This is a genomic window from Arthrobacter sp. E44 (genome assembly GCF_041877125.1).
Taxonomy (GTDB): Bacteria; Actinomycetota; Actinomycetes; order Actinomycetales; family Micrococcaceae; genus Arthrobacter.
Genome location: NZ_JBHDJA010000002.1, coordinates 228,449 through 248,124, shown reverse-complemented (window position 1 = coordinate 248,124; position 19,676 = coordinate 228,449). Strand labels below are relative to the sequence as shown.

General features: G+C 67.4%; 17 protein-coding genes. 11 read left to right on the top strand and 6 right to left on the bottom strand.

Going from position 1 to position 19,676, the window contains the following annotated elements; translation table 11 throughout:
- Positions 1 to 5: 5 nt before the first annotated feature.
- Positions 6 to 566: a hypothetical protein gene (locus tag ACETK3_RS03280; protein WP_306968025.1), complete on the bottom strand. Its 561-nt coding sequence runs from the start codon at positions 564 to 566 to the stop codon at positions 6 to 8.
- Positions 567 to 616: 50 nt separating this feature from the next.
- A complete protein-coding gene (locus ACETK3_RS03275) occupies positions 617 to 1,114 on the bottom strand; it encodes a hypothetical protein (RefSeq protein WP_306968026.1) in 498 nt (165 codons plus the stop codon).
- A gap of 43 nt (positions 1,115 to 1,157) precedes the next feature.
- Between ACETK3_RS03275 and ACETK3_RS03270 the strand changes: the two genes are divergently transcribed.
- The 5 genes from ACETK3_RS03270 to proC all read left to right on the top strand — a co-directional run bounded on the left by ACETK3_RS03270 (position 1,158) and on the right by proC (position 8,331).
- Positions 1,158 to 2,813: a methyltransferase gene (locus ACETK3_RS03270; RefSeq protein WP_306968027.1), complete on the top strand. Its 1,656-nt coding sequence runs from the start codon at positions 1,158 to 1,160 to the stop codon at positions 2,811 to 2,813.
- Between the two features lie 129 nt (positions 2,814 to 2,942).
- The gene (gene topA / locus ACETK3_RS03265; protein WP_306968029.1) at positions 2,943 to 5,669 is read left to right on the top strand and encodes a type I DNA topoisomerase; all 2,727 of its coding nucleotides are present in this window, start codon (positions 2,943 to 2,945) and stop codon (positions 5,667 to 5,669) included.
- A gap of 135 nt (positions 5,670 to 5,804) precedes the next feature.
- Positions 5,805 to 6,224: an SseB family protein gene (locus ACETK3_RS03260; protein ID WP_236799567.1), complete on the top strand. Its 420-nt coding sequence runs from the start codon at positions 5,805 to 5,807 to the stop codon at positions 6,222 to 6,224.
- 7 nt (positions 6,225 to 6,231) lie between these two features.
- Positions 6,232 to 7,221 carry a Ppx/GppA phosphatase family protein gene (locus ACETK3_RS03255; RefSeq protein WP_236799566.1) on the top strand — a complete coding sequence of 330 codons (990 nt, stop codon included), beginning with the start codon at positions 6,232 to 6,234 and terminating at the stop codon, positions 7,219 to 7,221.
- A 276-nt stretch (positions 7,222 to 7,497) separates the two neighbouring features.
- Complete coding sequence (proC, locus tag ACETK3_RS03250) at positions 7,498 to 8,331, top strand: pyrroline-5-carboxylate reductase (RefSeq protein ID WP_142132678.1); 834 nt, start codon at positions 7,498 to 7,500, stop codon at positions 8,329 to 8,331.
- Here the strand turns inward: proC and ACETK3_RS03245 are convergent.
- Together ACETK3_RS03245 and ACETK3_RS03240 are read right to left on the bottom strand one after the other, a co-directional pair.
- Complete coding sequence (locus ACETK3_RS03245; protein WP_142132679.1) at positions 8,328 to 9,014, bottom strand: TrkA family potassium uptake protein; 687 nt, start codon at positions 9,012 to 9,014, stop codon at positions 8,328 to 8,330. The two genes, proC and ACETK3_RS03245, sit on opposite strands and share 4 nt — an antisense overlap.
- A complete protein-coding gene (locus tag ACETK3_RS03240) occupies positions 9,007 to 10,440 on the bottom strand; it encodes a TrkH family potassium uptake protein (protein WP_236799565.1) in 1,434 nt (477 codons plus the stop codon). The genes ACETK3_RS03245 and ACETK3_RS03240 overlap by 8 nt, the downstream gene beginning before the upstream one ends.
- Positions 10,441 to 10,544: 104 nt before the next feature.
- Between ACETK3_RS03240 and ACETK3_RS03235 the strand changes: the two genes are divergently transcribed.
- Positions 10,545 to 11,756, top strand: coding sequence for an acetoin utilization protein AcuC (locus ACETK3_RS03235; RefSeq protein ID WP_373992514.1), 1,212 nt, complete (start codon positions 10,545 to 10,547; stop codon positions 11,754 to 11,756).
- A 66-nt stretch (positions 11,757 to 11,822) separates the two neighbouring features.
- The gene (locus tag ACETK3_RS03230) at positions 11,823 to 12,419 is read left to right on the top strand and encodes a helix-turn-helix transcriptional regulator (RefSeq protein WP_236799563.1); all 597 of its coding nucleotides are present in this window, start codon (positions 11,823 to 11,825) and stop codon (positions 12,417 to 12,419) included.
- A 4-nt stretch (positions 12,420 to 12,423) separates the two neighbouring features.
- Here the strand turns inward: ACETK3_RS03230 and ACETK3_RS03225 are convergent, their stop codons facing one another.
- Positions 12,424 to 13,761: an alpha-hydroxy-acid oxidizing protein gene (locus ACETK3_RS03225; protein WP_373992513.1), complete on the bottom strand. Its 1,338-nt coding sequence runs from the start codon at positions 13,759 to 13,761 to the stop codon at positions 12,424 to 12,426.
- 84 nt (positions 13,762 to 13,845) lie between these two features.
- The gene (locus tag ACETK3_RS03220; protein WP_142132684.1) at positions 13,846 to 14,880 is read right to left on the bottom strand and encodes a LacI family DNA-binding transcriptional regulator; all 1,035 of its coding nucleotides are present in this window, start codon (positions 14,878 to 14,880) and stop codon (positions 13,846 to 13,848) included.
- A 348-nt stretch (positions 14,881 to 15,228) separates the two neighbouring features.
- Here ACETK3_RS03220 and ACETK3_RS03215 point away from each other — a divergent pair, with 348 nt between their 5' ends.
- The 4 genes from ACETK3_RS03215 to ACETK3_RS03200 are packed head-to-tail and all read left to right on the top strand — an operon-like array spanning position 15,229 to position 19,657.
- Positions 15,229 to 16,680, top strand: coding sequence for a Gfo/Idh/MocA family protein (locus tag ACETK3_RS03215; protein WP_373992512.1), 1,452 nt, complete (start codon positions 15,229 to 15,231; stop codon positions 16,678 to 16,680).
- Between the two features lie 9 nt (positions 16,681 to 16,689).
- Positions 16,690 to 17,649: an NAD-dependent epimerase/dehydratase family protein gene (locus ACETK3_RS03210; RefSeq protein WP_373992511.1), complete on the top strand. Its 960-nt coding sequence runs from the start codon at positions 16,690 to 16,692 to the stop codon at positions 17,647 to 17,649.
- The gene (locus ACETK3_RS03205) at positions 17,646 to 18,551 is read left to right on the top strand and encodes a 5-dehydro-4-deoxyglucarate dehydratase (RefSeq protein WP_373992510.1); all 906 of its coding nucleotides are present in this window, start codon (positions 17,646 to 17,648) and stop codon (positions 18,549 to 18,551) included. The genes ACETK3_RS03210 and ACETK3_RS03205 overlap by 4 nt, the downstream gene beginning before the upstream one ends.
- A complete protein-coding gene (locus ACETK3_RS03200; protein ID WP_373992509.1) occupies positions 18,551 to 19,657 on the top strand; it encodes a mandelate racemase/muconate lactonizing enzyme family protein in 1,107 nt (368 codons plus the stop codon). Before ACETK3_RS03205 ends, ACETK3_RS03200 begins: the two co-directional genes overlap by 1 nt.
- Positions 19,658 to 19,676: the final 19 nt, after the last annotated feature.

Genomic DNA, 19,676 nt, shown 5'->3' with positions numbered 1-19,676 from the left:
CGCGTTCAAAGCCGGCGAACGCGGAAGGCGTAGTTGGCAGGCGTCCTGGCCTCCACCCGGACCGTGAGGACGCTGTCCGTTGACAGGTAGATGACGTTTTCGCGGTTGATGCCACACCGCAGGGCCAAGTCCACCAAGGTGAGGGTTTCGGTGCGTACCGTAAAGGTCACCCGGCGCTGGCTCCGGCAGGCGATGGCGAGGATGTAGGTTCCGGTCTCAAGTACCGGTGACGAAACATGCCGTACCTCCCCGGCGCCCAGGAGCCCGGCATCGGCCTGGACCACGGGACCGGTGCTCTCAGGCAGTGCCCGCGACACCCAGTCGCCAAGCTCGGCGTCGCTGACCGGGTCCTGCTGCAGCGGGTCGCGGGTGAAGGCCGGCGCCGGGGCGACGGTAGCGGTATCCTGCGCGCTTCCGGCGCGGTCGTCGTACGTATATTCACAGGCCGCCAGCGCACCTGCCGCAAGCACAAGTCCAAGGGCGACGGCGGCCGCCGGCTTCGGTGCCAGGGGCGCCCGTGCTGTCCCTCGGGTAAGGGGCGCGGAGTTTCTCCGCACGCTGGGCATAGTCCGACCTTATGCCCGCAACGGGCGGCGGGCCAGAGCCGGAGGAGGGGCTATTGCGCGGGCACCAGCCGGTAGGCGTAGAGCAGCGGAGCGTCCACGCTGGAGGTGCTGATTTCCACCCGTCCGGCGGCTGGAAGGGTGATCCTGGTGGATTCCTGCCGGCCATTGCACGCTGCCCCGGCTTCCGCCACGGCCTTGCCGTCCAGCGACACGGCGAAGAATGCCTTGCCCGTGCCGTCGCACACCGCCGCGAGGGTGTAGCTGCCGGCGGGCACCCTTGCGGCTTCCTGCACGATGCGGTCCCGGTTGAGGATCTTCCCCGAGTCCTGCAGCACCACGTTGGCCGGAGATGATGGCAGGGCAGTAGCCCGCCACTTCGGAACGTCGGCATTTTCCACCGAGCTCACCGGCGAACATCCCGCCAGGGCCAGGCCGAGTACCGCGGCAGCCGCCGGCCCCCGCAGCCAGCGCCGGACACTCGAGCCTTCCATGGGGGCAAACGAGGCGGCCGTGCGGGCACACGGAACGGGGGAAAGGCGGGAAGGCATGGCTCCACCGTACCCCGCAGCCATGCCGGACTAAACTTGAGCGGTGCCTAAATCCCCTTACGAGTTCACCGCCGGCAACACCCCCGACGCTCCCCGCAGCGACCTCCCCGGCCTGTTGGCCGCGCTTGCTGCGGACCTGCGCCGCCTGGACTACACGCTCGACGGCGTTGCCCGGCTCCTGGGCCCCACGGCCTCTGCGGCGTTGAACCGGGACCAGACCATTCCCGCACTGCTCGCTGCCGAGCAGGCTGTAAGGGAGGACAACCGCGTGGTGCCGCTTGCCGCCATCGTCCGCCTCTGGCTCCTCGCCGAGCCACAGGAGCGGGAAACGCTCGACGCTGCGCTGCCGGATACCGGCGTGGAAGGCCTCCTGGAACTGGGGCTGGTGCAGCCCGTCCCCGGCTCGGCGCTGCTCACTGCGAAGGCAGACCTGCGGCCGTACGGCTGGGACAAGAATGATGACGGCAGCGGCGGAGCGGAGCTGTGGGTTGCCAGCGACCTTGCCGCCCATCAGCAGGCGGGCGTGCTGAGGCACGACCACGTCCTGGGCATCGGGCAGGCGTCCACCACCTTGGTCCAGACCACCATCCGCCGCCACACCCAGCGCGCACTGGACCTGGGCACGGGCTGCGGCATCCAGGCCTTCCACCTGCTGCACCACTGCCAGCATGTCACCGCCACTGACATCTCCGAGCGGGCCCTGGCCTACGCGCGGTTCAACATCCTGCTGAATGCTGAGGCGCTTTCGGTGGACCCGGACCGGCTCGAGGACCGGGTGAGCCTGCGCCTGGGTTCCCTGTTGGAGCCGGTCGCGGGCGAGGAGTTCGGGCTGGTGGTCTCCAACCCGCCGTTCGTTATCACCCCGCGCAGCGCGGGCGAGGATGCCGCGGACCAGTTCACCTACCGCGACGGCGGCCTGCCGGGAGATGAGATTGTCGCGTCCCTGGTGGCGGACCTGCCCGGCATCCTGGCGCCCGGCGGCTGGGCCCAGATGCTGGGGAACTGGGAAGTCCCAGCGGATGACGCCTGGGACGAACGGCCCAGGTCCTGGGTGCAGCCGGGCACGGACGCCTGGTTCATCCAGCGCGAGCAGGTCAGCCCGGAACAATACGCCGAAACCTGGCTGCAGGACGCCTCGGAATCCCGCGACCGGCAGCACTACCGGGAGGCGTACGCGGCCTACCTTGCGGATTTCGCCTCCAGGAATGTGGCCGGGATCGGCTTCGGCATGGTGTGGCTGCGCCGCCCTGCCAGCGGCGTGCCGGCCGCCATCAGCCGCTTCGAGGAACTCACCTACCCCATCGAGCAGCCCATCGGCCCCCACCTGGCTGCCGCCGTCGACCGTTGTGACTGGCTCGCTGCGCATGATCTTGGCAACACGCACCTGCTGGTGGCGGACGACGTTACCGAGGAACGCCACCAGCGCCCCGGCGCCGAGCACCCAGGCGTGATCCTGCTCCGGCAGGGTGCCGGGCTGCGCCGCACGAACCTGATGAGCACCGAGCTGGCCGGGTTCGTGTCAGCGTGCGACGGCGACCTTACCGCCGGGCAGATTGCCGGCGCTTTGGAGGCCCTCCTGGGCGGGGGTTTTGGCGGCGAGGAAGCCTTCGACGCCGGGTCCTTCCAGGGTGCGCTGCTCGCGGACGTTGCCAATCTGGTCCGCGACGGCTTCCTCATCCCGGCCGGGATCCCTGCCTGACGGGACGCCCCCGTAAGCCCGCAATGGAGCCCCGTCTTTTCCACATGAATGCGCACGATTCCCCAAAATATGGTGAACTAGGCGAACATGGGCTCATCTGCCCCAGCAACCTTTTTCTGTAGGAGCACCGTGCCAAGCAAGGCCAAAACCGGCAAGAAACTCGTGATCGTGGAGTCTCCGGCCAAGAGCAAGACCATCGCCAAGTACCTGGGCGAGGGCTTCATCGTGGAGGCCTCCATCGGTCACATCCGGGACCTGCCGCAGCCGTCCGAACTGCCTGCAGAGCTGAAAAAGACCTCAGTGGGCAAGTTCGCCGTCGACATTGACCACGACTTCAAGCCCTACTACGTGGTGTCCCCGGACAAGAAGAAAAAGGTCACCGAGCTCAAGGCCGCCCTCAAGGACGCCGACGAACTTTATCTCGCAACAGATGGGGACCGCGAGGGCGAAGCCATCGCGTGGCACCTGCTGGAAGTACTCAAGCCCAAGGTCCCGGTGTACCGGATGACGTTCGGCGAAATCACCAAGGAAGCCATCCAGCGCGCCATGGGCAACCTGCGCGACGTGGACCAGGACCTGGTGGACGCCCAGGAAACCCGCCGCGTCCTGGACCGCCTCTACGGTTACGAGATCTCGCCCGTGCTGTGGCGCAAGGTGGCCCGCGGCCTCTCCGCCGGGCGCGTGCAGTCCGTGGTCACCCGCATGGTGGTGGACCGCGAACGCGAGCGGATGGCCTTCAAGGCTGCCTCCTACTGGGACCTGACCGGCCAGTTCGGCGCGGAATCGGGCTCGTTCAAGGCCAAGCTTGCCGCCGTGAACGGCGCCAAGGTGGCGACGGGCCGCGACTTCAACGACAACGGTGAGCTCACCTCCCGGAACGTGGCCCACCTCAACGAGGAACTGGCAACGTCCCTGGCGGCCGGACTGCAGAACGCGGACTTCCGTGTCCGCTCAGTGGACACCAAGCCGTACACGCGCCGTCCCGCTGCCCCGTTCACCACCTCCACGCTCCAGCAGGAGGCCGGCCGCAAGCTGCGCTTCTCCTCGAAGAGCACCATGCAGATCGCCCAGCGGCTGTATGAAAACGGCTACATCACCTATATGCGTACCGACTCCTCGGCGCTGAGTGACGAGGCCGTCACCGCCGCCCGCCGGCAGGCGTCCGAGCTGTACGGCCCGGAATACGTGCCGCAGTCCCCGCGTGTGTACTCGAACAAGGCCGCCAACGCGCAGGAAGCGCACGAGGCCATCCGTCCCGCCGGTGACTCCTTCCGCACGCCTGCCCAGGTGGCGAAACAGCTGTCCGGGGACGAGTTCCGCCTGTACGAACTCATCTGGAAGCGCACCGTCGCCTCCCAGATGGGCGATGCCAAGGGTTCGACGGCGACCATCCGCTTGGGTGCCGTGTCCACCGACGGGCGGGACGCCGAGTTCTCCGCCTCCGGCACCGTGATCACGTTCCCCGGCTTCCTCGCCGCCTATGAGGAAGGCAAGGACGAGACCCGCGGCGACGACGACTCCGACGAAGCCCGCCGGCTGCCCAACGTGGCCAAGGACGACTCCCTCACCGCAACGGACATCCAGGCCGTGGGCCACGAGACCTCCCCGCCGCCGCGCTACACCGAAGCATCCCTCACCGCGGAACTGGAGAAGAAGGGCATCGGCCGCCCGTCCACCTACGCTTCCACCATTTCCACCATCCAGGACCGCGGCTACGTCCGGAAGCAGGGCTCCGCGCTGGTGCCCAGCTGGATCGCCTTCTCGGTCATTCGGCTCCTGGAGCAGCACTTCTCCGACTACGTGGACTACGAGTTCACCGCCGACATGGAAGGCGATTTGGACAAGATCGCCAACGGCCAGGAAGCCGGCGCGTCATGGCTGCGGCACTTCTACTTCGGCGAGGACTCCGACCCCGGCCTGCTGAGCATCGTGAACAACCTGGGCGAGATCGATGCCCGGGAAATCAACTCGATCCCCATCACCGACGACATCACCCTCCGGGTGGGCAAGTTTGGCCCCTACCTGGAAAGCTCGGCGGCAGTGGTGGACCCGAAGACCGGCGAAATCGTCGAATCGGCGCGCGCCAATGTGCCCGAGGACCTGGCCCCCGACGAGCTCACCGCCGCCAAGGCCATCGAACTGATGGAGACGGCGGCGCCGGAGGAACGCGTGCTGGGCACCGACCCGCACACCGGCCACACCGTTGTTGCCAAGAACGGCCGCTACGGCGCCTACGTCACCGAAATCATCCCGGAGATGACCGAGGAACAAATTGCGGCGCAGCCGGTGGAGTACTACAAGAACGGCAAGCCCAAGCCGCCCAAGAAGCCGGTCAAGGCCAAGCCGCGCACCGGTTCGCTGTTCAAATCCATGACCGTCGAATCGGTCACGCTGGACGAGGCGCTGCAGCTCATGAGCCTGCCCCGCGTCCTGGGCGAGGACGCCGAGGGCAACCTCATCACGGTGCAGAACGGCCGGTTCGGCCCGTACCTGAAGAAGGGAACCGACTCCCGGTCCATCGGCTCGGAAGAGGAAATCTTCACCATCACGCTGGAGCAGGCGCTGGAGATCTACTCCCAGCCCAAGCAGCGGGGCGCCCGTGCCGCGGTTCCGCCGCTGGCAGAGTTCGGCCCGGACCCGGTGTCCGAGAAGAACATCGTGGTGAAGGAAGGCCGGTTCGGCCCCTACATCACCGACGGGATCACCAACATCACGGTTCCGCGGGCCACGCCCCTCGAGGAACTGACGCGCGAACAGGCCGTGGAACTCCTGGCCGAGAAACGCGCCAAGGGTCCGGTCAAGCGGACCGCCACCCGCAAGGCTCCGGCCAAGAAGAAGGCAACGGCGAAGAAGTAGCGCTGGGATCGCCGAGTTCGCCGGAACGGTGCGGTCTCGCTGGAAAGAACCGGCGAGACCGCATTCTTCCGGCGATTTCGCGTCAAGACAGCGACTCTGTTTGCGGTGCAGGGCACAACGTGATCGGCTAGTTGTATGACTGAACAGCAGGGAATCGACGACACCAATCCGCTCAACGACCTTGAGGAGAAGCTCTCCACTGGCGGGCAGCCTGACGCGAACCCCGTGGACGTCATCCTGTCGTTCCTCAACAGCGAGGTCTACATCATCAGCTCGGACACGGTGGAAGGCGTGGACTCCCAGGTGGAGCCGCTGGTCCTGGCCAACGCCGATGGCGACCCCGTCCTCGCCGTTTTTTCGCACCCCAGCAGGGTGGACCAGCAGTACCTGGAAGCGGCCCCGAACGTGCTGGGCACGCAGGGGGCAGCCATCATCGCCAACCTCGGCGATGAGCTGGGCATGGTGATCAACCCCGGAGCCGCCTACGGCTTTGAGATCAACCCCGAGGGCGTGGCCAACATCCGGCGCGACTTCAAGCGCGCTGACGAGCAATAATGTCCCCATGCGTCTAGGCGTCCTCGATATTGGTTCCAATACTGTCCACCTGCTCCTGGTGGATGCCCACCCCGGCGCGCAGCCGGTCCCGTTCGCATCGCACAAGCGGCCGCTGTCCCTGGTCCAGTACCTCGAACCGGACGGCAGCATCAGCGACGAAGGCCAGCACGAGCTGACCGAATTCGTCCTGGAAGCCTGGGAATTCGCTGCCCGGCACAAGGCCGAGGACCTGCTGGCGTTCTGTACGTCGGCCATCCGCGAGGCCACCAACGGCCCCGAGGTCCTGGCCCGGGTCAAGCACGAAACCACGGTGACCCTGCAGGAGCTCACGGGCAGCGAGGAAGCGTCCATGACGTTCTTCGCCGTCCGGCGCTGGCACGGGTGGGGTGCCGGCCCCATCCTGAACCTGGACATCGGCGGCGGTTCCTTCGAAATGGCCTTCGGCCAGGACGAATTGCCCGAGGTGGCCACCTCCGTGCCGCTGGGCGCCAGCAGGCTCACCAGGGACTGGCTTGCCGGCGACCCGCCGTCGGCAAAGAGCGTCAAGGAACTCCGCCGCTATATCAGGGCCACGCTCAAGCCAGCGGTCCGCGAGTTCGACGGCCTGGGCCGGGCAAACGTGGTGGCCGGTACGTCCAAGACCTTCCGTTCCCTGGCCCGGATCGCCGGTGCCGCCCCCAGCGCTGAAGGCCCCTACGTCAAACGCGAACTGCACGCCTCGGACCTGGGCATCTGGACCCAGCGGATCTCGGCCATGAGCTCGGAAGACAGGCTGCATCTTCCCGGCGTGTCCGAGGCACGGGCCCACCAGCTGCTTGCCGGCGCTTTGGTGGCTGAGGCCGCCCTGGAGATGTTCAAGTTCAAGAAGCTGCGCATCTGCCCGTGGGCCCTGCGTGAAGGGCTCATCCTGCGGCGCCTGGACCAGCTGGTGTTTTCCGGCCCGCTCCAGCCGGCGCCCCACGTGGCCGCCGCGCAGTCGGTGGATGCACCCGTCTAGACGCCGGGCGCCTTGCTGCCTGCCGCCGTCGTACTCCCCGGCGAAGCCCTGGCTGTTGAAAGCCCGCGGTTAAAAGCGGAAGCACCGGGGCGGGCAACAGGAAAATGGGGGAAAACCTGTTGCCACGCCGCCGGTGCCCTGGCAGGCATCCCCATGCCTGCCGCATCACTCGCACCCTCAATGAGGTAATAACTACGTTAGGACCGTAAGTTGTGTGCTGCCTGCGGTGAAGATGGGAGTTGCCTGTGAATGCCCGCCTCCTGCAATGATGGAGGCATGAGCAACCGAATCGCATTCCTTGGCTGTGGATCCATGAACGAAGCCATTCTTGGCGGCCTGCTGAAGGCAGGAACGGACCCCGGGGATGTGGTGGCCACCGTCCGCCGCGCTGAGCGCGCCTCGGAACTGGCCGAACGGTACCACGGCATCACTGCCATCGCGGGCGAGGAAGAGCCCGACAACAACAGACAGGCCGCCAAGGGATCCGCCGTCGTCATCCTTGGCGTCAAGCCGGTGGGCATCGCGGACCTGGCCCGGGAAATCAGCCCCGCCCTGTCACCGGACACCGTGGTGGTCAGCGTGGCCGCGGCCGTGTCGATCGCCCAGCTTGAGGCCGCACTGCCGGCCGGGCAGCCGGTGATAAGGACCATGCCCAACACCCCGGCAAAGCTGGGCCGCGGCGTCGTCTCCGTGTCGCCGGGAACGCACTGCACCCCCGAGCAGCTTCAGTTGGTCAAGGACATCCTGAAGGGTGCCGGGACCGTCGTTGAGGTCCCTGAGGAGCAGGTGGATGCGCTCTCTGCCATCAGCGGATCCGGGCCGGCCTACGCCTTCTACCTTGCAGAAGCCATGGCCAACGCGGGCGAAAAGCTGGGCCTGGACCGTGAACTGTCCCTGCTGCTTGCGCGCGAAACGGTGGCTGGGGCAGGCCTCATGCTGGCCGAGCCCGGGGCAAACCCCGCAGCGTTGCGCAAGGCGGTCACCAGCCCCAACGGCACCACGGAACGCGCCATTGCCACCTTCGACGAACAGGGCATCCCGGCCATCATCGCCGCCGGCGCCAGGGCGGCCGCCGACCGCGCAGCCGAAATCACCAAGCAGCTCGGCTAGGGGCGCGCTGCGAACCTCTCCAGCAGGTCCACGTGGCCGGAAACGATCAGCATGTCCCGCGAGGACACCTTGGTCTCGGGCCGCGCATAGGTGAAGTCCTCACCCGGGGACTTCACCCCCACAATGGTGACGCCGTACTTGGACCGGACCTTTGACTCGTCCAGGGTGAAACCCACGGTTTCGCGCGGCGGGTACATTTTGACGATGGCGAAGTCGTCGTCGAACTCGATGAAGTCCAGCATCCGGCCGGACACCAGGTGCGCGGCGCGCACGCCGGCGTCAGCCTCCGGGTAGATGACGTGGTTGGCGCCGATCCGGGTCAGGATCTTGCCATGCGAGGGCGTGATGGCCTTGACCCAGAGGTGCTCGATGCCCAGGTCCACCAGGTTGACGGTGATCAGCACCGAGGACTCGATGGAGGTGCCCACGCCGACGACGGCGGAACTGAACTCCTGGGCGCCGAGCTGGCGCAGCGCATCGATATTGGTGGCGTCGGCCTCCACCACGTGGGTCAGGAGGGGTGCCCACTTCTGCACCAGGTTCCGGTCCCGCTCGATGGCCAGCACTTCCCGGCCCTGCTTGACCAGCTGCTCTGCGGTGGATGATCCGAAGCGGCCCAGCCCGATCACCAGGACCGGGGAGTTGTGGGCGGGGCGCCGGGGGGCGTCTGTGGAACTAGCCAATGATCGGCCTCTCTTCGGGGTAGTGGTACAACTGGCTGCGCTGGCGCAGGGCCAGCGCGGCGGCGAGGGTTACGGTGCCCACACGGCCTGCGAACATCAGCACCGTGAGGACGTAGACCCCGGCGGGCGGCACCTCGGCGCTCAGGTTGGTGCTGAGACCCACCGTGGCGAACGCCGAGATGGTTTCGAACAATACGCGGTCCAGCGACTGGCCGCTGATGTGCAGCAGCAGGAACGCGGACACGGACACCAGGGTGGCGCCGGCAACGATCACGGAGATGGCCACCCGCATGCTGCCCTGCGGGATGGTCCGGCCGTACACCTTGACGTCGGCATCGCCCCGGGCCTCGGCGATGATGGCCAGGAACATCACCGCGATGGTGGTCACCTTGATGCCGCCGGCCGTCGACGCCGAACCGCCGCCGGCGAACATCAGGGCGTCGGTCAGCAGCATGGTGGTGGAGTCCATCTGGTTCTGGTCCACCAGGTTGAACCCCCCGGAGCGCATCATCACGGAGGCGAACAGCGCGTGCGTGATCTTGTCGCCCACGCCCATGGAACCGATGGTCCGGACGTTGTCCCACTCCATCAGTGCCCAGAGGAATGCCCCAGCCACCAGGAGGATCAGGGACACCTGGATGGTGAGCTTGGTGTGGAGGTTCCACTTCTTCCAGTTCAGGCCGTTCTGCTGCAGGACCATCACCACGGGGAACCCCAGGCTGCCCAGGAAGACCCCCACCATGAGCGGGATGAGGATCCACAGGTCCGTCTCATAGGGCACGATGCCGTCCGAGTGCGGGGTAAATCCGGCGTTGTTGAACGACGAAATGGAATAGAAAATGCCGTGCCAGACGGACTGCCAGAAGGGCTCGCCCAGGGCGAGGAACCGCGGGATCAGCGCCAGCGCCAGGATGCCCTCGATCACCACCGATGTGGTGATGACGATCCGGAGCAGGGTACCCACCTCGCCCAGGCGCCCGGCGTTGTTCATGGACTCGGCGGCAATGATCTTGCCGCGCACACCCAGCCGCTTGCTCACCATCAGGGCCAGCAAGGACGCCAGCGTCAAGGTTCCCAGGCCTCCGATGAAGATGCCCACCAGGATCACCAGTTGCCCGAAGAAGGACCAGTGGACCGCCGTCGACACCACCGTGAGGCCTGTGACGCACACAGCCGAGACTGCGGTGAACAGGGCCTCGTCGAGGGGGGTGGGCGTTCCGTTGGCCGAAGACACCGGCAGGGACAGCAGGAAGGTGAATACGAGGCATACGGCGGCGAAGGCCGTTAGCGCCAGCCGTGCCGGGGTGGTGTTGGCGATGTCGTCAATGAAGTCGCGCAGCCGCGTCAGGATCCAGAGGCCCTCCCGCTCCTGTGCCGGGGGGTGCCAGATGGCCGGGGTCCGGGGCCTTGACTGGCTCTGCGTCATGTGTGGCTTTTCCTCGGTTGAAACGGCTTCCTTCAGTAGTAAACCACTAAAGCCGGCGTCCTGGCCGGGCGGACGGCAGGCTGGGCTCGGGTAGCCTGTGATTGATGACATACCTGCCCGGCCTCAGCCAACCCGCGCCGCCAACGGTGGTGGCGTGGAGTCCTGACATGACAGCCTACAACTTCGGCCCGGGCCACCCCATGGCGCCGGAGCGAATGGAGCTGACGGCCCGCTTGGCCCGGAGCCTCGGTATCTTCGACCTGGAGCATGTTGACGTGGCGGCACCTGAGGTGGCATCTGACGCGGAACTGGAGTCCGTCCATTCATCCGACTATGTGGCGGCAGTCCGCCGGGTCAGCGCGGACCCGTCCCGGCCGGACGAGTCCCGCGGGCTGGGAACCGAAGACGATCCGGCCTTTGCCGGCATGCATGAAGCCGCGGCGCGCCTTGCCGGAGGGTCCCTGCTCGCAGCGCAGCGGGTGCTGGAAGGTTCTGCCGTACATGCCGTGAACTTCGGCGGCGGCATGCACCATGCCGCCCGGGAGCGGGCCAGCGGGTTCTGCATCTACAACGACGCCGCCATTGCCGTGCAGAAGCTGCTCGACGGCGGCGTGCGCAAAGTGGCGTACGTCGATGTGGACGCGCACCACGGCGACGGCACCCAGAACATTTTTTGGGACGACCCCCGGGTCCTTACCGTTTCGCTTCATGAGACCGGCCTGACGCTCTTTCCCGGAACAGGGTTCGCCAACGAAATCGGCGGCCCGGCAGCCGAGGGGACGGCGGTGAATGTCGCGCTGCCGGCCGGTACCTCCGACGCCGGATGGCTGCGCGCCTTCTACGCCGTGGTGCCGCAGTTGGTGGCCGCCTTCGAACCGGACGTGATCGTGAGCCAGCACGGCTGCGACTCCCACCGCAGCGACCCCCTCACGCACCTCAACCTGAGTGTGGACGGACAGCGCGAGGCAGCGAACGCCGTCGGGCATCTGGCCGAGCGGTACTGCGGCGGCCGCTGGATCGCCACCGGCGGCGGCGGGTACAACGTGCTGGACGTGGTGCCGCGGGCGTGGAGCCACCTGGTGGCCATCGCCGCGGGGCGGCCCGTGCCGCTGCGGACGCCCGTGCCACAGGTTTGGCGGCAGTACGTGGTGGAGAAGTTCGGCAGGGAAGCGCCCGCCCTGATGGGGGACGACGTGGAGCTGTGGTGGCGTTCCTGGGAGGTGGGCTTCGACCCGAATGACGCGGTGGACCGCACGGTCATGGCCACCCGCAAGGCGGTGTTCCCGCTGCACGGCCTGGATCCCTGGTTCGACTAGCCGGCTCCACCAGCGGCAGCCGAAATAGTGATGCCTTTCGGCGTATATGTCGTTAGGGTGGGAGGCATGGTGACAGACGACGTATTTGCCGTCATAGCGGAATCCACGCGGCGGGACATCCTGGTGGCCCTCCGTGCAGGAGACAAAGCCGTGGGGGAACTGGTGGAGGAACTGGCGGCCAGCCAGCCCACCATTTCCAAGCACCTGAAAGTCCTCCGTGAAGCGCAGCTGGTCAGCATGCGCGCGCAGGGCCAGAAGCGGTACTACGCCTTGAATCGGGGTCCGCTGGAGGGCATCGCCACCTGGCTGGAAACGTTCGACGTCGGCACCCGCACCACAGCCGCCGCCGCACCAGCCGGCCAGGACCAGACAGTCCCCGCCCACCTGAGGGAGGGCGTCGCCGCTGTGGCGGCGTCGCTGCCGCCTGCCCCAAGGCCCCTGGAAACCGCGCAGCCGGCCGGGGAGGAAGCCCCGGCCCCTGTCCTGGTGCGGGAAGGCGCCGAGCTGAGCCCCGCCGTCGTGATTCCCGGCGGCACCACCGCGCCGCTGAGCGACGACAGCGTTCCGCAGCAAATCGGACGCACCGTTGGCCGCGCCGCCACCAAGGCGGCCGACCTGCTGGCGAATCTTCCCAACCTGCCCAAGTTTGGGCGTAAGAAGTAGGGAGCTACTGTCCCAACAGCCGCACGTGGTCCGGGGTGAGGTCGGAAACCCGGCTGACGCCCAGCAGGGCCATGGTGCGGACCATGTCCTTTTCGAGGATCTGCAGGGTGCGGTCCACACCGGCCCGGCCGCCCGCCATCAGGCCGTAAAGGTACGCGCGGCCGATCAGGGTGAAATCGGCGCCCAGGGCCAGCGCGGCCACAATGTCCGCGCCGCTCATGATGCCGGTGTCCAGGATGATGGCGGCATCGCTGTTGTCACTGGCGAAGGCCTGCTTGACCTCGGGCAGCAGGTGGAACGGGATGGGCGCGCGGTCCAGCTGGCGGCCGCCGTGGTTGGAGAGGATCACCCCGTCGGCGCCGTGGTCCACAACGCGGCGGGCGTCCTCCACGGTCTGGATGCCCTTGACCACCAGGTTGCCCTTCCACGTTTCGCGCAGCCAGTCCAGGTCCTCGAACGTGAGCGTGGGATCGAACATGGAATTGATCAGGTCCGCCACGGTGCCCGTATAGCGTGACAGCGAGGCGAAGGTGAGCGGCTCGTGGGTGAGGAAGTTGAACCACCAGGCCGGCCGGTAGGACGCGTCCAGGACGGTCTTGAGGGTCAGGGCCGGCGGGATGGTCATGCCGTTGCGGACGTCGCGGAGGCGGGCGCCGGCCACGGCGGTGTCCACGGTGACCATGAGGGTGTCGTTGCCGGCCTTGGCGGCGCGCTCGATGAGCTCCAGCGAGCGGTCCCGGTCCGTCCACAGGTACAGCTGGAACCAGTTGCGGCCGTTGGGGGCCGCCTCGGCGACGTCCTCCAGGGAGGCGGTGCCCATGGTGGAGAGGGTGTAGGGGATACCTGCGGCCTCCGCCGCCTGGGAGCCGGCATATTCACCCTCGGACTGCATCATCCGGGTGAAACCGGTGGGAGCGATGCCCACGGGCAGGCGTGAAGGCTTGCCCAGGATGTTGGTGCTGAGGTCGATGCTGGATACGTTCCGCAGGATGCCCGGCCGGAACTCGATGTCCAGGAACGCCTGGCGTGCGCGGCGGAGGGTAATTTCCGCTTCGGCTGCCCCGTCCGTGTAATCGAAGGGCGCCTTGGGCGTGCGGCGCTTGGCGATGTCGCGGAGCTCCCAGATGGTGCTGGCCCGCTTCAGCCGGGCCTCCTTGCTGAACTCCGGCTTCTTGAACTGCATCAGCGGGGCCAGGTCGGAGTACTTGGGGACCCGCCGTTTCAGGGCTGGGGGCAGGGCGGACGACGACGGAGCCTTGGCAGGTGCCGGCGCTGCGGGGATGTCCGTGGTGTCCGGCGCCGGGGTGGCCTCCGGATTGTTGGGCTGGATGGTGTGCGTCATGGCTCCTCCTATGGGGTTGGGTAGCTTCGGGTGGCGGCAGCGGCCGTGCGGCCCGGCCGGACCGCGGCAGGCTGTCGTCGTGGGTCAGCCGTGGACCGTGCTGCGCGGTGCCTTGGCCGGTCCCGTGCTGGCCCTGACTTCCAGGCGGGGCTGGTAGCGGCTGCCGGAGGTTCCGTCGCCTTCCTGGCGGATCAGCGCCCTCAGTTGGTGCCATGCCTGCTCGCCCAATTCGCTGATCGGGACGGCGCCGGTGGTGAGCGCCGGCGTCGTATACCTGGCGAAGGGGATGTCGTCGAAGCCGGTCACGGAGATGTCGCCGGGGACGTCCAGGCCCCGCTCGTGCAGGCCGCTCATCAAGCCCATCGCCACCAGGTCGTTGAAGGCCAGGATGCCGGTGGCTCCGCTGGCCAGGACGGCGTCCACCGCTTCATGGCCGGTGTCGAAGTCCGAGCCGCCCTCCAGCATGGTCACTTCAACCTCCGGGTGGGCGGCCTTGAAGGTTTCCAGGCCCCTGAGCCGCATCTCGTTGGAGGCACTGCGGGGCGGCCCTGCGAGGAACGCCAGGCGGGTGTGGCCCAGTTCCACCAGGTGCCCGGCGATGTCCTGCACGCCCTGGCCGTAGTCCACCACCAGGCTGGGCACGCCAGGGGTGGCCGTGGTGCGGTTGATTAACACCAGTGGGTGCAGGGAGGGGGCAATCTCTTCCAGTTCCGCATCCGACATGCGCGGGGCGCACAGGACCAGCCCGTCGCACCGCCGGCGGGCTTCGCCGGCCAGGATGGACTCTTCGCTGGAGACTTCGAACGAGTCGGCGATAAGGACGCGGTAGCCGTCCTGGGCTGCCGCCCGGCTGAGGCCGCGGAGGATCTCCTGGAAGGTGGGGTTGGCCAGGTCCGGCACCACGATGCCGATGGTGTCCGTCTTGCCGAGCGCCAGGCTGCGTCCCACCGGGTTGGGCTGGTACTTCAGTTCCGCGGCGGCGGCACGGACCCTGGCTGCAATGTCCGGATCTACGGTGAAGTTCCCGTTCATGACGCGGGAGACGGTGGCATGGGAAACTCCCGCCTTCACGGCGACATCCGCGATGCCGATCCGGCCGCTTGCCGATTTCCTGGCCATAGGGGAACCCTTCTTTTACGCCGCCCGGCCGCGTCCTCCGGAACAGTCAGTGACCTGGAGGGCGCAGGCCGGAAGGCAGGTGCTTTGAAGGACAGCATATACGGCTTTGGGAAAGCGATTTCTTTCTTTTCCCGCTGTTTTCCCGGCCCACGCGGAGCGATCCGAACCTTACGGCTAGAAAGCGCTTTCTTCCAGTGCCTAAAGTGGTTGACGTACCCACCGGCGGATTGATACAACTGCTATAGCGAAGCGAGAAAACGCTTTCTCATCCGGTGCCCGCGGGCACCACGCCGAACGTCAACGGCCGCTCCCACGGCCGGGTAATGAGCTTTTCGAAAGGGACCCATCATGGTCAACACCGCCGAGACCACTTCGGCCGCAGCTGCCTCCCGGCCCGGCACCGCCGCCGGCACGGCCACCGCAGCAGCCACAACCGCCGGGGACGGCCGGAAGGCCCGCATTGCCCTGATCGGCACCGGCGGGCGATCCGAGATGTACATCCGCGCCATTTTCGGCAAGCATGCGGACACTGCCGAACTGGTGGCATTCTCCGACGTGAACCCCGGGCGGGTGGAGTTCTACCAGAAGCTCATCCAGGAACTTGGCGCCCCGGGCCCGGTGGCCTCCTTCGAGCCCGGCCAACTCACCGCCTTCATCCAGGCCAACAACATCGACCGCATCATTGTCACCACGCCGGACTACACCCACGCCGACTACATCGTGGAGGGCCTGCGCGCCGGGGCTGACGTGGTGGTTGAAAAGCCCCTGACCATCAACGCCGAAAGCTGCCGCCGCATCGTCCAGGCCGTCCACGAGACCGGCCGGAACGTGGTGGTCACCTTCAACTACCGCTACTCGCCGCGCAACAGCGCCCTGAAGGAAATCATCCAGAGCGGCGTGATCGGCAAGGTCACCTCCGTCGACTTCAGCTGGGTTCTGGACACGGTCCACGGCGCCGACTACTTCCGCCGCTGGCACCGGGAGAAGAAGAACTCCGGCGGCCTGCTCATCCACAAGGCCTCCCACCACTTCGACCTGGTGAACTGGTGGATCGACGATGTCCCGGAGCGGATCTTCGCCTCCGGCGGCCTGAAGTTCTACGGCGACAAGAACGCCGCCGAGCGCGGGCTGGGCCCACGCCCCGAGCGTGGAACGCCCGACGCCGATGCCCCCGCAGGCGACAAGGATCCCTTCGCACTGGACCTCAGGGAGGATGAGCGGCTCAAGGCCCTCTTCCTGGACAACGAACACTACGACGGCTACCGCCGCGACCAGGACGTCTTCACCAGCGGCATCACCATCGAGGACAACCTGGCCCTGGTGGTGGAGTACCAGGGCGGCCCGCGCCTGAGCTACTCCCTGAACGCGCACAGCCCTTGGGAGGGGTACCGGGTGGCGGTCAACGGCACCGAGGGCCGGGCCGAGCTCGACGTGGTGGAACGCGCCGCCGTCCTGCACAGCACGGACCAGAAGACGGTGGTGGACCCGAGTGCCACACCGGTCGAGGAAGAGGACGCCGTACGCCGCAACGGCGAGCGCCTGGTGGTGCAGCGCCACTGGGAGGCTGCCTACGAGGTGCCCATCATCAATGGTGAGGGCGGCCATGGCGGCGGTGACGAGCTGCTGCTGTCCGACCTGTTCAACGGACCGGGCGAGGATCCTCTGGGCCGACCCTCCGGCTACCTGGACGGACTGCGTTCGGTGTCCGTGGGCATCGCCGGCAACCGCTCCCTCGAAACATCCCTGCCCGTGCGCGTCGAGGACCTGGACCTCGGCGTCGACCTTCGCCGCGGCAAGTAGGAAAAGGCCATGAGCAGGATATTTGTCACCGGCGGCTCGGGCCGCCTGGGCCGCAGCGTTGTGGCCGGGCTCGCCCAGGCCGGCCACGAGGTAGTCTCGGTGGACCGCGACGCCGTACCCGCTGAACTGCTGCCGGCCGGCGTCGTCCAGGAAACCGCCGATCTGCTGGCCCCAGGTGAGGCGTTGCGCCTGATCGGGGCAGCAAAGCCCGACGCCGTCATCCACCTTGCAGCGATCGCCGTTCCGTTCAGCGCACCGGAGGACGTCATCTTCGGCACGAACACCCGGCTCGCCTTCGCGGTGATCAGCGCGGCGACGGAGGTGGGGGTCCCCAAGATCGTCACGGCCAGCAGCCCCACCGTGCTCGGTTACGGATGCCCTGCAGGATGGCTGCCGCCGTCGTTCCCGCTGGACGAACGCACCCCGGCCAAGCCCTGGAACGCCTACGCCCTGTCCAAGCTCATCGCCGAACAGACCGTACAGATGTTTGCCGCAGCGCAGGGGGAGAGGATCCGGTATGCGGCCTTCCGGCCGTGCTTCGTGATCTCGCCCGAGGAATGGGAAGGCGCCCCCACGCAGCAGGGCCACACCCTCGCCGAGCGCCTGGCGGACCCTGCACTCTCCGCCCCGGCCCTGTTCAACTACGTGGATGCGCGGGACGTGGCGGACTTCCTGGACCTGCTGCTTCACAAGATGGAAGACATCCCCAACGGGGAAACCTTTTTCGTGGGCGCGGCGGACGCACTTGCCACTGCACCCCTTGCGGAACTGATGCCGAAATTCCTGCCCGGAAGCGAAGCACTCAGCGCCGGCCTCACCGGCACCAGCCCCGCATTCTCCATCGCCAAAGCCCAGGAACTGCTCGGCTGGCAACCCAAGCGCACGTGGCGCACCGAACTCAAACCCACCCTCAACGACGAGGCCTCCACGCTGGTCACTGCCGGCGGCGGAGCCAAGGAGACATCATGAAATTCGACGGCGTTCTCTTCTTCCCCGTCACCCCGTTCACGGCCGAAGGTGCCGTTGACGTGGAGCTGCTCAAGGAGCACATCGGCTCCCGGCTGCCCTTTGGGCCCGGCGGCGTGTTTCCCGCCTGCGGCACAGGTGAATTCCACGCCCTGAGCATTGACGAGGTCCGCACCGTGGTGGCGGCCGCCGTCGAAGTCGTCGCGGGCAAGGTTCCCGTGGTGGCCGGTGCGGGCGGGCCCTTGGGCCACGCGCTCGCTGCCGCCCGTGCCGCTGAGGAGGCGGGCGCAGACGCCCTCCTGGTCCTCCCGCCCTACCTGGTCACGGGCCCGACGGACGGCCTGGTGGCCTACATTGAGGCTGTGGCCAACGCCAGCAGCCTGCCGGTCATCGTGTACCACCGCGGCAACGCGAAGTTCACCGCCGCGTCCATGGCCAAACTTGCCGCCAATCCAAAGGTCATCGGCTTCAAGGACGGCCTGGGCGACGTGGGCCTGGCCCAGGAGATCGTGACCGCCGTCCGCGCCACCGGCCGGACAGACTTCGCCTTCTTCAACGGCCTGCTCACCGCCGAACTGACCCAGGGCGCCTACCGCGGCCTGGGCATCCCGCTCTACTCCTCCGCAGCCTTCGCCATGGCCCCGGAGATCGCCAAGGCCTACTACGACGCCTACGTTTCAGGCGACGAGGACCGGCGCAGCGCCCTGCTCGAGGGTTTCTACGCACCCCTGGTCCGCCTGCGCGACCAGACCCCGGGGTTCGGCGTTTCCCTAATCAAGGCGGGACTGCGGTTGGCCGGGCTGCCCGTCGGTTTGGTGCGCCCGCCGCTGGTGGACCCCACGGAGGAACAGCTGGTGGAGCTCAAGGCCATCCTGGCCAAGGGCCACGAGCTGGCCGGCAGCTGATGACGGCGCCTACGGCCGAATCCGTCCGCACCGTTCCCCGCATCACCGGGCTGGCCACGCGGCTCCTCACCGTTCCGCTGCGGCGGCACTGGGGTACGGAGGCGCCGGAGAACCACGTGATCGCAACCGAGCTTTCCACGGACGACGGCGGCACGGGCTTTGGCTTCTCCTGGACACCTACCATCGGTCCCCAGGCAGTCAAGGCGCTGCTCGATTTCGACATCGCACCTTTCGTCACCGGCCTGCCGGCCACGCCCGAGGCCGTGTGGGACGCGGTGTGGAAGCGCCTGCACGAAGCCGGTGGCGGCGGGCTCACCACCATTGCCATGGCCGGGGTGGACCTCGCGCTGTGGGACCTGCAGGCGCGCCGTGCCGGAACATCGGTCACCGGATTGCTGGGCCAGCGCCAGGACTCCGCCGAGGTCTACGGCTCCGGGGTGAACCTGCACTACACCCTGGACGAGCTGGTGGCGCAGGTCGAACGCTGGGTCGCCGCGGGCCACCGGGCGGTCAAGATCAAGGTAGGCAAACCGGACATCCGCGAGGACGCCGAACGCGTTGCCGCAGTGCGCTCCGTCCTGGGCCCGGACCGCAGGCTCATGATCGATGCCAACCAACGGTGGGACCTGCCCACCACCTTCCGCGCCCTGGATGTCCTGGCCGAATTCGGGCTGGAGTGGCTGGAGGAGCCCATTCGCGCGGACGACCTCTGGGCCTACCGGCGGCTGCGGAAACATTCACCGGTGCCCATCGCCCTCGGCGAAAACCTGCACACCATCTACCGGTTCCGCGATTTCATTGAGGCGGAAGCGGTGGACATCATCCAGCCCAACATCATCCGGGTAGGCGGGATCACCCCGTTCCGGCGGATCGTGGAGCTGGCACGGACCCACAGCATCAAGGTGATGCCGCACCTGCTGCCGGAACTGTCCGGACAGCTGGCACTGACCCTGGCGGAGCCCACCCTGGTGGAGGACGTCGAAGAGGCGTCCTTCGAACAGCTGGGCATCCTCGACGAACCATCGCCGGTGCGGTTCAGCAACAGCCGGGTGACGCTCGCGGACCGCGCCGGGCTGGGTTTCCGCTTCAAGGACAGGCTGCAATGATGAATTTCCAGACGACCTC